The organism is Candidatus Saccharimonadales bacterium (assembly GCA_036397795.1).
Lineage (GTDB): Bacteria > Patescibacteriota > Saccharimonadia > Saccharimonadales > DASWIF01 > DASWIF01.
The window spans coordinates 1-14,537 of the sequence record DASWIF010000048.1 but is presented as its reverse complement, the minus strand read 5'-3'; the positions used below and the strand labels follow the sequence as shown (position 1 = coordinate 14,537).

Below are 14,537 nucleotides of genomic sequence, written 5' to 3'. Positions count from 1 at the left end.
CGGGTAGCCTTGGCATTGTGGGGGCTGGCAGATGACCGCCCGCCGGTGGAGCTGGATTCGGCCAGTTTGGAATTTACGGCCACCGGTAGTGGCGAGCAGTCCAACGAACTGACCGTGACTGCCAGAAAATTCATGTTCTTGCCGTTTGTTAGCGTATTTAGCGTAAATACTCACTTGGGACTCGGCAATATTGTCGACGGCGTTACCATTAGTACCGACGGCAACAGCTGGGTATTAGGCTCCATGGCCCCGTTGCAGTTAGCAACCAGCCGGCGGCTAGTATTCGGCTCAGCGGCTATAAAGAACCAGGACGTGGCGCTGTCGATTGCCGGTAGCGATGAACCGGCCACCCAGACGGTTTCGTCAACAAGCTACTTGCCCCTAATAATTGAACTGGGCTTAGCGGCCATAGTTTGGTTGTTAATTAGGTTTAAAAAACACCGCTCAGGCGGCCGCCGGCTAAAACGTAGCCACGAAGCCCTGACGTTGCACGACGAGGCCGTCGGGGGCGATATTGAATCGGAAAACCTCGTGCGCCTACCCGACTCGTTGCCCGCGCCGACTGGGACAACGCAACCTGAGACAAAATCTCACCGGCCGCCAAAACTGATACAATAATCTCTGTCAACAAGGTCAACACTTGCCGCCAGAGGAGTATTAATTGGCAAAATTTTATGTCACTACCGCGATTCCTTACGTTAACGCCCCACCCCACGTCGGCAACGCCATTGACTTTACGTGTGCCGACGTATTAGCCCGGTACCATCGACAGCGGGGCGATGACGTGGTCTTTAGCACCGGGACCGATGAGCATGGCGGCAAAAACGCCGAAGCCGCGGCTAAGGTTAACCTGACCCCGAAAAAATATGTCGATAACTTGAGCGAAAACTTCAAAAACTTTGCCCAAGCCCTGGACATCAGCTATGATCGGTTTATTAGGACGACCGATCAACAACACGTGGCCGGAGCCAAAGCTATTTGGAAAAAACTAAAACCACATATTTACAGGGGTAAGTATGCGGGAATGTATGACCAAAAGGAAGAAGAATTTATTACCAACGAGCGGGCTCGTGAGATAAAACAGCACGAGCCGGAACGCTATGCGCGGTTGCAAAAGACGACCGAAGAAAATTATTTCTTTAAACTTAGCGGATTCAACGACCAAATAGCCAAAGCCATTAATGACGGCCGGTTTAATATCGTTCCAGCCACCCGCAAGCACGAAATACTAAGCCTACTAAAGGATGGCCTGGAGGATATCAGCATCTCCCGGCCAAAATCAAAAGTTGGTTGGGGCATACCGGTGCCGGACGACCCCGATCAAACCATTTACGTTTGGTTTGAAGCCTTGATGAATTATATAACCGTATTGGCCTACCCCAAGGCCGACGACCTGAAGAAATATTGGCCAGCTGACGTACAGGTTATCGGCAAGGATATTTTGCGGTTTCACGCCGCGATCTGGCCGGCCATGTTACTGGCGCTAAAGCTGGATTTGCCCAAAAATCTCTACGTTCACGGCTTTGTTACCGTGGCTAACCAAAAAATGAGTAAAAGCATCGGCAATACCGTGTCGCCGCTTGAAGTGATCAGTAAGTTCGGTTCGGACGCCATGCGCTACTACTTCCTGCGCCACATCCCGAGCTACGACGATGGAGATTTTAGCTGGGACAAAATGGAGCAGGCCTACAATGGTGAGCTCGGCAATGAACTCGGCAACCTGGTACAGCGGATAGCCAGCATGCTAAATCGCTACCAAGACGGCGTAATCGGCGAAATCCCCCCGGGTGAACACGACACCGGGCCGTACTACGACAGCCTGTCCGCCTTCCGGTTTGATAAGGCGCTGGATTATGTTTTTACCATGATAAGGGGACAAAATCAGTACATAGACGAAGAAAAGCCGTGGGAGATTGCCAAACAGGACAAAGAGCATTTAAAAGAAGTGTTGGCGTACAGCACTGGCAGTTTGCTGCAAATTGGTTCGTTGATCGAGCCTTTTTTGCCGCGGACCGGACAGGCCATCGCCGATATCTTCAGCGGCGGAGTGGTTAAGAATTACGACGGGCCGCTATTTCCGCGGATTGAACTTTCACCCAGCCAACCGGAAGCTTAAAAATTGATTGAAGCCTCCGGTTAGCGGCCGCTAGTTGATTGCTCTCCCAAGGAGTGCGGCCGGAGAGACTCCTTAGGATTGGCAGTTGGTGCCGATTCGACGCTCGTAAACCACGGTTGGCTGGTGGCCATTGAGCGAACCAGACATCAACCAACCGCAGGGACCGGTCTGGTTGCCCTGGAAACAACTCCAGTGCAAATGCTGGAGCAGATCATCGGGCCTAATCGGCGCCCGAAAAATCTTGGTTGGATCGAGCTGGTTACTGGCAACGGCTACTACCTCGCCGTTTGGCGTGGCCTTAAGACCGATGCGACAACCGGACAGACTAGAGACAAAAACCAACTGCCGTTCGTTGACCGGTCTGATCTGGAGCCAGCCTTGTTCGGTCAGCGCAGCCGAAGCCTGCTTAACGCGTTGTTCTACCCGATCTGGTCCCGAGCCGATGTTGGAGTACTCGACCACAACCTGGAAGCTAGCCACCACCGTGAGCAAGAACAAGCTGACCAGGATCAAGAGACTAAAGCGATCGAGCCAAGGGTTCCAGTCCGCCCACGTCGCCCAAAGCAAGATTATTACCATGGCCGCGCCGGTTAGCCCGACCAATGTCAGAATGTTCATCCCCCACCTCTGGAAATCGGAATAACTTATTAAAGCACTGCTAATTAATCGTTACAAGCGGTTTGCTAAATGAGCTTGGCTAAATCATAATTTTGACCCGATGGGACTGATCGACACACACTGTCACATCCATATGGCAAATTATCAGCTGGCACCAGACGCGGTTATCCAATCAGCCGGGGCGGCCGGTGTTGAGCAGATGATTTGTGTCGGTACCGACGCGGCCGATAGCCAGCGAGCAGTGGCGTTTGTAGCCGATAAGCCTAGTTGTCGGGCGAGCGTTGGCCTGCACCCGCATGACGCCAAATCGGGGCCGAAATCGCTGAAATTAATTGCCGTTTTGGCCGCCCGGCCAAAAGTGGTAGCAATCGGCGAGTGCGGTTTGGATTATTACTACCAGCACTCGCCGAAAAATGAACAGGAAACGGCATTAAGAAACCAAATTGAACTGGCGCTTAAACACAAATTGCCACTGATTTTTCATATTCGATCGGCCTTTGCCGATTTTTGGCCGATCTTTGATTCGTATTCCGGAGTTAGAGGGGTAGTCCATAGTTTTAGCGCCGGCTTAACGGAGCTGGAACAAATATTAAGCCGCGGCTTGATGGTCGGCCTAAACGGCATCATGACGTTCTCAAGCGATCAGGATCAGCTAACGGCCGCCCGGGCCGTACCGCTTGATAGACTGGTGCTAGAAACCGACGCTCCCTTCTTGACTCCTGTCCCACATCGTGGTAAAGTTAACGAACCGAGGTATGTGGCTCTAGTGGCAGAGTTTTTGGCGAATTTACGCCAAGAAGCAGTGGAAGACGTCCAAAAATCGACCACAAAAAACGCTGCCGAGCTATTTAAACTCGAGGTAGAACAGCCATGAGCGACGACAATATATTCCAGTTTCCAACCAGCCAAAACGGCAACGAACAACCGGCGGCAAATCCGGCTAATATTGATTTAGTCGATGAGATGGAACCACGGAGCGTAGCCTACAGTAATGGTAGTTTTATCGAAGGTTTGCACCAGCAAACCATGGCCGAGCGCATAGGTTTGACCGCGGCCGAAAAAATCATTGACCAAAGTCAGAAAGCGGAGGAGTTTCCAGAAATTAGTTCGCTGGAAAGGCACCGCCAACGAGCGGAAGCCAGCGATATGCTAGAGTCGCTTACACGGACAAGAGACGATGAAGCTAATCGTCGGATGGCGGCCTAGACCATGTTTAAGAATATGTTTAGAGCTAAACCAAAGGATGTCGCGTCACTCAAAGCGGTTAAGATTCGTGAGTTGTTACGCCAAGAAGCCGCTATTGGCGGCCAACTGTTCGGGCCGGTTCCAGCTGGCGGCAAGCGTCAATTTTTCTGTCTTGATGAGCATTCTTGCGTTTGGTATGAAGAATGGACAGATCATACCGGTCAGCGCCGAACTCTAACTACGCGTTATGAAATTCGGCCGACGGGCATATTAAAGACCCAAGGCAATAACACCTACCATTATGTTGATCCGCAAGAAGAAACCAATCTTTTGGGCGCGATCAAACTGTATTATCAACGCGTTATGCGGGAAATCTACAACCGCGCCGTTTAGTAAAATTAGTGCTGTGAAACCGATTTATTTAGATTATGCGGCCGCCACGCCGCTGGATAAGACAGTAGCCGCTGCCATGTCTAAGGCGGCAGCCGATTTTTATAACCCATCGGCCATTTACTTATCAGCCCAAGCCAGCAGGCGGCAAATCGAAGCCAGCCGCAAATCGGTCGCAAAAATCCTGGGGGCTAAACCGAGCGAGATTTACTTCACTTCCGGTGCCACCGAAAGCAATAACCTAGCGATTGGCGGGGTTTTGCGGGCTCACCCCAGCACCACCGTCGCGGTCAGTGCTATCGAGCACGCCGCAGCGCTGAAAGTCGCCACTAGGCAGCCGGGCAGCCGGCTGATTAAGGTGGACCTAAATGGATTAGTCCAGCCGGCTGAACTTCGAGCGTCGATTACCGTAAAAACCGTGCTGGTTTCCATTGGCTACGCTAATAATGAGCTCGGTACCATCCAGTCGTTTCGGCGCCTAAAGCCAGTAATTGATCAAATCAAACAACGGCGGGCCAAGGCTGGCAACACTTGTCCGCTGTATTTGCATAGCGACGCCTCGCAAGCGGCAAATTATTTAGATTTGAGCGTTAATAGGCTGGGGGTGGATTTGTTGACGCTCAGCGCTGGCAAAATTTATGGGCCAAAACAAGCTGGCTGTCTTTATGCCAAGCACGGCGTCAAGCTGCAGCCGCTGTTTTACGGCGGGGGCCAAGAGGGCGGCTTAAGGAGCGGGACGGAAAGCTTGACGCTGATTATCGGATTTAGCACGGCTCTAACGATAGCCAGCGCTATGAGGGAGCAAGAAGCCGCTCGGCTGTCGGGGCTAAAACGGGAGTTTATTGACCAGCTGGGACGATTGGCGCCGACAACCAGAGTACTACCTATCAAGCGGCAGCTGCCAAATATTGTCACGCTGATTACTCCATATGAAGATGGGGAAAGATTGGTAATGGAGCTCGACGAAGCCGGGTTAATGACGGCGACAGGCGCGGCTTGTAGCGCGAGCAACCATGTTCCGTCCCATGTGCTCGAGGCGATCGGGTTAAGCCGCCGTGAGGCTAATGGCAGCCTTCGACTTAGCTTTGGCCGGCCGACTAGGCTTAGCCAGCTCAAACGGGCGGCCAGTATTATCGCCGCCACTCTAGGCTAACGGTCAGTTTACAGCGGTAAACATAAACGCTATACTGGCCTTAAAAAGTGAGCCAGTAAACAAACATGAGCAGACGGTTTGGCAGCAGATTAATTTTAGCGACGCTACTGATCGTAGGGTTGTTTGTACCGGTATTTGGCCAAGAGTTTACTCAGGGCTTCAGGGCAGATGAAAAGCTCCTACGCGGAGCGATCGTCGACCGGGTGGAGAATGATGACTCCAAGGTGGTCGGAGCGGTTTTATCGAACCTCGAGCGACTTTATGGCGTGGTCGTTCGCTCAAATGAAACGGCCGTCAGCCTGACGGTCGATCCGGCCGGGGTGTTGGTGGCCACTTCTGGACGCTACGAAATGCTGATCAGCAACATTAACGGTGAGGTCAAAGAAGGCGATTACCTGACGTCCTCGGCCCTAAAGGGCGTGGCGATGCGGGCCGATGAACGCCAGGATAAAACTCTCGGGCGGGCGCTACAAAGTTTTGATACGTCTGATCCTAACCAAGTTCTAGCTACCAGAACGGTGACCGCGAACGACGGACAGGCGCGAACTGTCGCGGTTGGTCGGGTTTTGGCCGATTTGGACATTAGAAGTAACCCGTTAGCCGGCGTGTTAGCCCCGGAAGTTTTAATCAAACTGGGCGAGAGCATTGCCGGCGGCCCGGTGTCGGTAACTCGGATTTGGGGGGCGCTCGGCGTGTTGGTGTTGTCGTTTATAACCGGCAGTGTAATATTTTATGCCGGTGTCAGAACCAGTATCATCGCCATTGGCCGTAATCCGCTGAGCAAGGGCTCGGTTCTCAGGGGTTTTTTGCAGGTTACGGCCATAAGCTTAATCATTTTCATAGTTGGTGGTTTTGCGGTATATTTAATCTTGAAATTATAGGGTGGGCTTAAGTTTGAGTGAGCTCTGGTTTATTTTCATAATCGTTTCGGTTCTAGCCGCCGCCGGGTCTTTTGTCTGGCTGGTGTTGACGATAAAAGGTCCAGGGCATAAAAAAGGCGGCAGTGATGATTTCGTCAAGGCCGCTAACCAGGAAGTCGAGCGGATCTTTTCGGACGATTTTCGGGAAGAACTAAGAAACCGCGGCCGGCTGCACTTTGAAAAAATTATTTCCGATAACGCCATGTTTTTAAAGCAAGACCTGCAGCTGACGGCCTCTGACCTCAATAAATACATGCAGGACCAGATCAAGAAAGTCTTAAAAGAAGAGTTTGCCAAATACGAGGAATCAATTGAGAGCGCCAAGCAGATCGCAGTCGAAGCCATAAATAAAACTCAAACCGCGCTCGACGAACAGCGCCGGGCGATGCAAGCCCAGATCAGCGAAGAGGCCAGGAAGGAAAAGGAACGGTTACTTAAGGCCTTTTCCGACAACATGAGCCAGGTGGTCAATCATTATTTACTTGAAGCTATCGGTAACGAGGTCGACTTAAGTGACCAGTTAGACTTCATCTACCGCCACCTGGAGGACAACAAACCGGCCATTATCGAGGATATTCGCAGTGGCTCAGCTTAAGTTGCCGAGCTCAATTGCGACCAAATCGGATCTGGTGGCGGTTTTACGTAACGTCGAGGTTGTACTCGATAATTACGTCGAGAACCGGATTCGCCAGCAGGAGGGCGTCGACTTCAGTTCGCGGCCGGACGTCACCAGCAACCTGGCCAAACTTATCGCCGAGAACAAGTTAGCCGTCAGCGTGGAGGTACTCAAATCGTTAGCTGAGTGGTTAGAACACCTTAACCAGCACGCGCCGGTGGTGCGGTTCACGTTTGCTAGCGATCCCGACGAGGAGTTTATAGCCCGTCTGGTCGATTGGCTGAGGACACAAACCGGCCAATTTGTCATTATCCGTTTTGGCATCCAGCCGACGATTGCCGCCGGTTGCCTGATGTATACCCCGGGCAAGCGTTACGACTTCAGCTTGCGTTCTCGGTTATTAAGCAGCGGCGCGGTATTTGCCAAGTCATTAGCTAAAATTCTGCCGGCGCCCGTTCCGGCGGCCCAAACGGCGGGTGGGGATCAGTGAGTGAGAAGCATTTTCACTATCTGGTGGAAAAAGGTGCGCCGGTCGGCGAAGTCATAGCGGTCGACCGTTATCTGGTGAGAACCTCGGGCTTGAGCGGGGTTTACCCCAACGCGCTAGTCATGTTTGGCGACGGCAGCAAAGGCATTATTCGGGAAATTACTGATGGTTACGTGTCGATTATGCACCTCGGTGCCCAGGAGCTCAGCGTCGGCGTGCCGGTAGTACTGCAGCACCAGGAGTTGGTAGCCAAGGTTGGCACCGAATACATCGGCCGGGTGATTTCCGTAACCGGCGAACCGCTTGACGGCAAGGGTCCGATAGCGCCGGACGACGTCTGGCCGGTTTACAATCCGGCGCCGCCGCTAATCGGCCGGCGCGAGCTGGAAACCCAGCTGGAAACCGGTGTAGCGGTAATTGATTTGTTGTTTCCGGTGGTTTATGGCCAGCGTTTAGCCGTTATCGGCGACGCTAAATCGGGTAAGTCGACCATGGTTACGCAGATGGCTATCAACCAAAAAAATAACGATGTGATTGTGGTCTACGCTTTAATCGCCAAGCGCCGGACGGACGTCGACGCGCTGTTGACCAAGCTCGAAGAAAACGACGCCATGAAAAACACTATCGTCGTGGTCAGCACCATGTTCGACTCGTTAATTACCAGCTACATCGCGCCGTACGTGGCTTGCGCTATGGCCGAGTACCTCTGGCAAAAGAAAGACCAGGACGTCATGGTGGTGTACGACGATTTGACCAACCACGCCCATGTTTATCGGGAGGTATCCCTGCTGGCTGGAGTCAGCCCCGGCCGGGAGAGTTTTCCGGGCGATATGTTCTACGCTCACTCGAGTTTGCTGGAGCGGGCCGGACGGCTCGATTCCAGCGGCAAAACCTTCACGGTGTTTCCGGTAGTCCACGTACCCGGCGGCGACATTACGACGTATTTGCCGACCAACATAATGTCTATTACCGACGGCCAATACATCATGGATATGGATTTGTTCCGAGACGGTGTCCGGCCACCGGTTAGCACTGGCTTGTCGGTCTCACGCGTCGGCGGCGTGGGTCATAACGACCGGCAAAAAAGCATCAGTCAGCGGATTTTTAAACAGCTGGCCGCCTACAGCCAAGCGGCGGAATTTTCTCACTTTGGTTCGGAATTGGCGCTGGAGGCCAAGCGCGATTTAGAAATCGGCAAACGTTTGAGGGAGGCTTTTACGCAGGCTCCCGGACAAGGCCATAACCTGCTTGCTCAACAGTTGGTGTACGAGAATATCCTGTCGCTTAAAGACGGAAGTGTGATCGATATTAACAAGATGAAGAGCCTGGCCAATGAACACTCCGCTAAGGTTAAAGTGGACTCCGACGAAAGTTTTGAATTGGTCCGGCAAGAACTGTTAAAACAAAGCTTAATCGAGCTTAAGAAATAACCATGCAACGACCACAGGAAATCGAAAAAGATTTAGACCAGGTCAAAACCATCGAGGAGTTGACCGGAATCTTCCGAGGAATTGCCTCGCTTAGGATTGCCCAGGTCAAAAATCAGGTGCTTCAGTCCCAGCAATTTTTTCACGAATTGTGGGATATTTATACCCAAATCAGAGTCGACTCGATTTTCCACTTTGGCCGGCAAACGTCTGGCGGCGAGGTGATCGGCAAAGAACTCTATATCGTTATCACGGCCGAAGGCGGCTTCAGCGGAGAAATCGATCAGAAATTGATCGAATGGATGTTAACGCAATACAAACCGGATAAAAACGACATTATTGTTATCGGCCACCACGGTGCTATCCAGCTATCCCAACGGGGGGTGTCGGTCAAAAAATACTTCAAGCTGCCGTCCAAAGACAGAAATATCAACGTCGAGCCGATTACATCGGAGGTCCAAAAGTACAAGAGCAGCACGGTTTACTATCAGACATATGTTTCGTTGATGGTTCAAGACGTCAAACGAATCAGCTTACAGACCGCCGTTCAGGAACAGGGTAAAACTCGGCTGGAACAAGCCGGCCCGGCCAAAGGCAAAGAAATTAAAGACGTTATCTCTGAGCAAAATTACATTTTTGAGCCCAGTACCTACGCCGTGGTCGACCACCTTGAGCGGTCAATGCTTTCCATCATGGTGTCTCAACTGATTTTGGAGTCTAAACTGGCCCAATACGCCAGCCGGTTCAGAGCGATGTCAGCCGCCAACGACCGAGCGAAGGATTCGACCGACGATCTCAGATTGCTTTACAACCGCGCTAAACGAGCGGCGGCCGATGAGCGGCTGAAAGAAATCGTGGCCGGTATTAAAAAGGCGGTTCGCGCATGAGCCAAGGTGTAATCAGGTCGATCCGGGATTTGGTGGTTAAGGTCGATTTTGTCGAGGATCAGCCTGTCTTAGGCGAGGTTCTTCGGGTCAACAACTCCCAAAAATCACCATTAGTCGTCCATTCGTTTGTCAGCGACATGACGGCCGCTTGTCTTAATTTGGATTCGAACCGGGAGATGAGCCGGGGGATGGCGGTCGAGCGGACCGGCAAGGGGATCGAGATTCCAGTTGGGGCGCCGACGGTCGGGCGAGTGTTGGACGCCTTGGGGCGACCGCTCGATTTATCCGGCGAGGTCAAAGCGGAGCAATTCCGCAGCATCGATGCCGAACGCCAGCGGAGCGTGACCTTCAAGCCAGCCAAGCCGGAAATATTGGAAACCGGCATTAAGGTTATCGACTTCTTTACGCCAATCGTTAAGGGGCGCAAGGTAGGTATTATCGGCGGCGCTGGTGTGGGTAAAACGGTATTGACGATGGAACTCATCAATAACATTGCCAAAGGCGGGTCGGGAATGGCCTTTTTTGCCGGGATTGGTGAGCGTATCCGCGAGGGCCACGAGCTTTATATGACACTCAAAGAACGCGACTTGCTTAAAAATACCTGTATGTTCTTTGGCCAGATGAATGAAAACCCCGTTCAGCGGGCGCTGATCGCCCAAAGCGCGGTCACGTTGGCCGAGTATTTCCGGGACGAAGAAAAGAAAAACATCCTGTTTTTTGCCGACAATGCTTATCGTTTTGTCCAAGCTATTAACGAGCTGTCGACCATACTTGATCAAATTCCCGCCGAGGGTGGTTACCAGCCGACTATTTTTTCTGATATTAAAACGCTTCAGGATCGGTTGACCAGCAATGAAAATGGATCAATTACCGCCATGCAGACGATTTACGTCCCGGCCGATGATATTTCCGACCCGGCCGTGCAGATGATTCAGCACGAGCTGGACTCGGTGTTAGTGCTTAGTCGTAAAGTCGCGGAGCAGGGCATCCGGCCGGCAGTCGACCTAATTCGTACTAGTTCTAGTTTGCTGTCGCCCGACGTGGTGGGCGATCGCCACTATGTCTTGAGCGTCCAAGTCCAAGGATTGATGCAAAAATACGAAAGCCTTAAAAGTATCATCGCTATCATCGGTGAAAACGAGCTCAGTCCGGCCGACCGAGCCGATTACGCCAAAGCTAAGAAGCTTATCGAATATTTCTCGCAAAACATGAATGTGATGGAGGTCATGACCGGCAAGAAAGGCGAGTACGTCAAACGAGAGGACATGCTAAAAGGGGTCGAAGAGATTATCGTATGAGCGACGAAGCCCAGCCGGCGGACGAAACCAACCAGTTAGAGGGAACTGACGACAAGCAGGACGAACTCAAGGTCAAGGAAGGGGCAATCGATCCGACAGCTGAAAAGGCCTTAAAGGATTTATTTAAAGGCAGCAAAGAAGATAACAGCGTTTTAAAACAGGTTAAAGTATACTCCCCGTTTCGGATTTATTACGACAACAAAGCCGCCAGCGTATCGGCTCTAAACGGTACCGGTCCGTTTGATATTTTACCCGGCCATAAGAAGTTTTTAACGCTGCTATCGTCCGGTGATATCGTGGTGCGTTCAACCAGCGGCAAAGAAGAAACCATCACTATTGACCGCGGAGTCATGCATGTCAGTCAAGATATAGTCAGAGTGTTCCTTGACGTCTGATCAACTCTGGGATTAATAAAACTATATAATTAATTATATAGTTTTATTAAATGACCAAAGAGATTACGTGGCAACATAGGTACGAGGAAGCCGCCGCTATTCGACGATGAGGTAGTCGAAGATAAAGGTGGTTGAATCAGCCGGGTTGGTGGCGGTGCCGATTCTAAAACCGGTAGTATCGCGCTGGGTATAAAATTCTAACGACGCGGCGCTAGAATTTGCCGGCGTGATCAAGACCGCCGGCGTGCTGTTGTAGGAATTACGGAAATTAATCCGAACAAAGAAGCCAGACGGAGCACCGCCGCCGGTATTGATGGTAACGGTGCCGGAGATATCATTGCCGCTGACACTGACCGTCCCGCCGCTGCCGAGCGCCGTGCCGTTGACTTTTGTCGGCGTCGAACCGCCGGTATCGATGTGTCGGGTCAAGGTCAGGTCGCCGTCAAATTCAATCGTGTCGGCGCTAATGGTGTTGGCGGAGACCGTCCCGCCGACTGACAAGTTGCCGCCGATGTTGGCACCGCCCTGAACCGTCAGTGTCTGTTGAATGCTGGCACTGCCGAGGATTGAGAGGTTATTAGTGACGTTGACCTCGTCAAATTCACTCGTCCCGGAAACCGTAATACCGGGCAAATTAAGCGGCCCGCCGACCCGAATGGAACCGGCTACGTCGAGATCGCTTTTAACGAGAATTTTGCCGTTAAAAATCGCGTTAGCGGCGACTGTTAACGTTTGATCCACCGTGCCAATGTTTTGTTCGGCCTTGAGCAGCTCGTTGATGGCATCCTGATCGAGCTCGCTACCCTCGAAGGTCAGATTACTGGGGTCGTTTTGCCGATTGATCCGATTAGCGATAAAGGCGACGACGCCGCCTAGAACCAAAACCAGCACAAACAATACCAAGTAAGGGTTAATCGTACCCAGACGCTTGATCGTCCGATCCCGCCAATTAAGTCCGGTGTCAACCGCCTCGGCCGGTTTGGCTTCGGATTTGTTGGCTGTTTCGAGCGATTCCTCATCACCCGTAGCGGCTGTCGACGGTTTTTCTAAGGAACTGTCGTCGGCCTCGGGCTCATCTGCTGATTTTGATTCTTTGTCTTTGTCCGCCATGCCCACTCATATATGATTTATTGTTGTATCATACTGGTTGAGCTTAGGTTATGGCAAGACACTAGCCGGTTTTGTGGGAATAATCAAAATATGAAACAATTAGGTCCGTCAACCATGGTTGACTATCATTACGACGATAACTTGCCAAAGACGATGGCGAGATGGAGTCGCTTAAAAATCGCGATTATCTCGCTCTTATTATTAGTCTTGTTGATCACCGGCTATATCTTAGTCGACAGCATAAGAAGCAAATCTAGTATTACGCAGATTCAGCCTACAACCTCAACCCTTGGCAGTCTAGTCGAGCAAAAGATATTTGACGAGAAGGGCTTTAAGTTTATAGCTGATACAACTTGGGAGCGAATCCCGCCGGTCGACGACAGATACAACGCCTTTCGTTACAGGAGCATAACCCAGGGTTTGGTTAAACGCCAATTTACGGTATACGTCAACTCTTTCCCTGGAGAATACCCAGTTCCATATGTTTTACCAATCGAGATCAGCGGCAATAAACTTACGCCGTTGGCGGTTTCGCCCAATTGTACGACTTTCCAGCCAGACAAAAAAAACAAAAGAGACGTACAGCTTTCTTGGGCGGGGGTTAGTTTCCTGTGTGACCCTGACAGCGGCATCAGCGAGGTCGCAGCGTCTCATAATAAAACCGGATATAAAATATCGCTAAGCAGCAAATCAGGTCAGAACAATAAGTTTTTCTTTGTATATCGAGACGACGAACCAATACCTAAGCTGGGGATTTTTAATGAACTACTCCTCACATTCGAGGCCAAATGATATAGTTGGGGTTGTTAACATAAACTCCATGCGTGGGTGAGCAAATAAACATGATAAGAAAAATACTTTTTCTCAGTAGCCTTTGTTTGTTGCTGTCACCGCCGATCTTGGCACAGCATACGTCGCCCAATTATCGAATTGAAGAATCAACAATCGGGCCAGGCGGCCTAAACGACGCCAACAGCAGCAACTATAATTTGCGGGCTTCGTTAGGCGACTTAGGCGTCGGTAATTCAACCAGTACCAATTTTCAACTTTACGGAGGTTTTACCACAACTGATGAAGAGTATCTTGAGTTTGTGGTTAACGGCGCAATCGTAGATTTGGGCCTGCTATCCGATTCAACAACCGGAACTGGGTCGGCGACGTTTTACGTTAGAAGCTATCTATCAAATGGTTATGTTGTTAGTACTGTCGGTGATCCGCCGGCTAACAGTGCGGGAGAGACGCTTGATGCTAAATCAGCACAAGGCGCGCCGATAACCGGGACTGAAGAATTTGGAATTAACTTAAAAGCAAATACCTCACCGACCACGTTCGGTGCCGAACCTCAACAAGTCCCGGATTCGTCGTTTAGTTTTGGCTATGTGTCTACCGGCTATAACACGGCCAATCAATTCAAATATACCAACGGCGATATCATTGCTCAGGCAGATTCCAGCAGCGGTCAAACAACTTTCACCATTAGCTATATAGCTAACATTGCCCTGTTAACACCAGCTGGTCTGTACACCATGGACCACGTTCTGGTGGCGACGGCGACGTTTTGAGTTGTGGAAAAGTTTGGATGGAAAAAACTTGTGCTTAAAAATAAAGCGTGTTAGCATCTTTGGCATCAGGACGTGGTGCACATTTAACAAAAACAAAAAGTAAATGAAGGGGAACAAAATTATGTTTTCTATGAAGACGCGTGGTTTCGCCACCCGCGCTTTAATGTGGCTTAGTGTGATTATTGTCGCGTTAAGTTACGCATTTGTGGCGTTTGTAAATCAACCAAATGTATACGCTGCCGAAGTCAGCTCCCGTTCGATCGCCATGGCGTCGACGGAAGAAGATGCTGAAACCGACTACACCGTTACGTTTACTGTTGAGGCCGGTACCACGGTCGGTGCGGTTCGAATCGAATTTTGTGACAACAGTCCG

Annotated in this window: 18 protein-coding genes; 16 read left to right on the top strand and 2 right to left on the bottom strand. The window is 51.0% G+C overall.

The window, feature by feature from the left end; translation table 11 throughout:
• On the top strand, positions 1 to 618 hold a 618-nt coding region (locus tag VGA08_03295), incomplete at its 5' end, for a hypothetical protein (protein HEX9679619.1).
• Positions 619 to 661: 43 nt separating this feature from the next.
• Positions 662 to 2,116: a methionine--tRNA ligase gene (gene metG / locus VGA08_03290; GenBank protein ID HEX9679618.1), complete on the top strand. Its 1,455-nt coding sequence runs from the start codon at positions 662 to 664 to the stop codon at positions 2,114 to 2,116.
• Positions 2,117 to 2,188: 72 nt separating this feature from the next.
• Here metG and VGA08_03285 read toward each other — a convergent pair whose 3' ends face one another.
• Positions 2,189 to 2,734, bottom strand: a complete 546-nt coding sequence (locus VGA08_03285) for a hypothetical protein (GenBank protein ID HEX9679617.1) — start codon at positions 2,732 to 2,734, stop codon at positions 2,189 to 2,191.
• A gap of 100 nt (positions 2,735 to 2,834) precedes the next feature.
• Here VGA08_03285 and VGA08_03280 point away from each other — a divergent pair, with 100 nt between their 5' ends.
• From VGA08_03280 to VGA08_03230, 11 genes are all read left to right on the top strand, one after another.
• The gene (locus VGA08_03280; protein HEX9679616.1) at positions 2,835 to 3,608 is read left to right on the top strand and encodes a TatD family hydrolase; all 774 of its coding nucleotides are present in this window, start codon (positions 2,835 to 2,837) and stop codon (positions 3,606 to 3,608) included.
• A complete protein-coding gene (locus VGA08_03275; GenBank protein ID HEX9679615.1) occupies positions 3,605 to 3,940 on the top strand; it encodes a hypothetical protein in 336 nt (111 codons plus the stop codon). Before VGA08_03280 ends, VGA08_03275 begins: the two co-directional genes overlap by 4 nt.
• 15 nt (positions 3,941 to 3,955) lie before the next feature.
• A complete protein-coding gene (locus tag VGA08_03270; protein HEX9679614.1) occupies positions 3,956 to 4,312 on the top strand; it encodes a hypothetical protein in 357 nt (118 codons plus the stop codon).
• Between the two features lie 13 nt (positions 4,313 to 4,325).
• A complete protein-coding gene (locus VGA08_03265; GenBank protein ID HEX9679613.1) occupies positions 4,326 to 5,462 on the top strand; it encodes a cysteine desulfurase family protein in 1,137 nt (378 codons plus the stop codon).
• A gap of 65 nt (positions 5,463 to 5,527) precedes the next feature.
• A complete protein-coding gene (locus VGA08_03260; GenBank protein HEX9679612.1) occupies positions 5,528 to 6,343 on the top strand; it encodes a hypothetical protein in 816 nt (271 codons plus the stop codon).
• 13 nt (positions 6,344 to 6,356) lie between these two features.
• On the top strand, positions 6,357 to 6,977 hold the full coding sequence (locus tag VGA08_03255; GenBank protein HEX9679611.1) for a hypothetical protein: 621 nt from the start codon (positions 6,357 to 6,359) through the stop codon (positions 6,975 to 6,977).
• Positions 6,964 to 7,488, top strand: coding sequence for a hypothetical protein (locus tag VGA08_03250; protein HEX9679610.1), 525 nt, complete (start codon positions 6,964 to 6,966; stop codon positions 7,486 to 7,488). Before VGA08_03255 ends, VGA08_03250 begins: the two co-directional genes overlap by 14 nt.
• Positions 7,485 to 8,915, top strand: a complete 1,431-nt coding sequence (locus VGA08_03245) for a sodium-transporting two-sector ATPase (protein HEX9679609.1) — start codon at positions 7,485 to 7,487, stop codon at positions 8,913 to 8,915. Before VGA08_03250 ends, VGA08_03245 begins: the two co-directional genes overlap by 4 nt.
• 2 nt (positions 8,916 to 8,917) lie before the next feature.
• Entirely contained in the window at positions 8,918 to 9,799 is an 882-nt protein-coding gene (locus VGA08_03240; protein HEX9679608.1) for a F0F1 ATP synthase subunit gamma, read from the top strand.
• Positions 9,796 to 11,097 carry a F0F1 ATP synthase subunit beta gene (locus VGA08_03235; GenBank protein HEX9679607.1) on the top strand — a complete coding sequence of 434 codons (1,302 nt, stop codon included), beginning with the start codon at positions 9,796 to 9,798 and terminating at the stop codon, positions 11,095 to 11,097. Before VGA08_03240 ends, VGA08_03235 begins: the two co-directional genes overlap by 4 nt.
• Positions 11,094 to 11,492 carry a hypothetical protein gene (locus VGA08_03230; protein HEX9679606.1) on the top strand — a complete coding sequence of 133 codons (399 nt, stop codon included), beginning with the start codon at positions 11,094 to 11,096 and terminating at the stop codon, positions 11,490 to 11,492. Before VGA08_03235 ends, VGA08_03230 begins: the two co-directional genes overlap by 4 nt.
• A gap of 96 nt (positions 11,493 to 11,588) precedes the next feature.
• Here VGA08_03230 and VGA08_03225 read toward each other — a convergent pair whose 3' ends face one another.
• On the bottom strand, positions 11,589 to 12,602 hold the full coding sequence (locus VGA08_03225) for a hypothetical protein (GenBank protein ID HEX9679605.1): 1,014 nt from the start codon (positions 12,600 to 12,602) through the stop codon (positions 11,589 to 11,591).
• Between the two features lie 90 nt (positions 12,603 to 12,692).
• Here VGA08_03225 and VGA08_03220 point away from each other — a divergent pair, with 90 nt between their 5' ends.
• From VGA08_03220 to VGA08_03210, 3 genes are all read left to right on the top strand, one after another.
• Positions 12,693 to 13,394 carry a hypothetical protein gene (locus VGA08_03220; GenBank protein ID HEX9679604.1) on the top strand — a complete coding sequence of 234 codons (702 nt, stop codon included), beginning with the start codon at positions 12,693 to 12,695 and terminating at the stop codon, positions 13,392 to 13,394.
• A gap of 107 nt (positions 13,395 to 13,501) precedes the next feature.
• Complete coding sequence (locus VGA08_03215; GenBank protein HEX9679603.1) at positions 13,502 to 14,164, top strand: hypothetical protein; 663 nt, start codon at positions 13,502 to 13,504, stop codon at positions 14,162 to 14,164.
• 175 nt (positions 14,165 to 14,339) lie between these two features.
• On the top strand, positions 14,340 to 14,537 hold a 198-nt coding region (locus VGA08_03210), incomplete at its 3' end, for a hypothetical protein (protein HEX9679602.1).

Excerpts from the sequence above, each read along its gene's own strand:
- VGA08_03285 (HEX9679617.1), bottom strand. The coding sequence starts at position 2,734 with ATGAACATTCTGACATTGGTCGGGCTAACCGGCGCGGCCATGGTAATA.
- VGA08_03280 (HEX9679616.1), top strand. The coding sequence starts at position 2,835 with ATGGGACTGATCGACACACACTGTCACATCCATATGGCAAATTATCAG.
- VGA08_03275 (HEX9679615.1), top strand. The coding sequence starts at position 3,605 with ATGAGCGACGACAATATATTCCAGTTTCCAACCAGCCAAAACGGCAAC.
- VGA08_03270 (HEX9679614.1), top strand. The coding sequence starts at position 3,956 with ATGTTTAGAGCTAAACCAAAGGATGTCGCGTCACTCAAAGCGGTTAAG.
- VGA08_03260 (HEX9679612.1), top strand. The coding sequence starts at position 5,528 with ATGAGCAGACGGTTTGGCAGCAGATTAATTTTAGCGACGCTACTGATC.
- VGA08_03240 (HEX9679608.1), top strand. The coding sequence starts at position 8,918 with ATGCAACGACCACAGGAAATCGAAAAAGATTTAGACCAGGTCAAAACC.
- VGA08_03235 (HEX9679607.1), top strand. The coding sequence starts at position 9,796 with ATGAGCCAAGGTGTAATCAGGTCGATCCGGGATTTGGTGGTTAAGGTC.
- VGA08_03230 (HEX9679606.1), top strand. The coding sequence starts at position 11,094 with ATGAGCGACGAAGCCCAGCCGGCGGACGAAACCAACCAGTTAGAGGGA.
- VGA08_03225 (HEX9679605.1), bottom strand. The coding sequence starts at position 12,602 with ATGGCGGACAAAGACAAAGAATCAAAATCAGCAGATGAGCCCGAGGCC.
- VGA08_03220 (HEX9679604.1), top strand. The coding sequence starts at position 12,693 with ATGAAACAATTAGGTCCGTCAACCATGGTTGACTATCATTACGACGAT.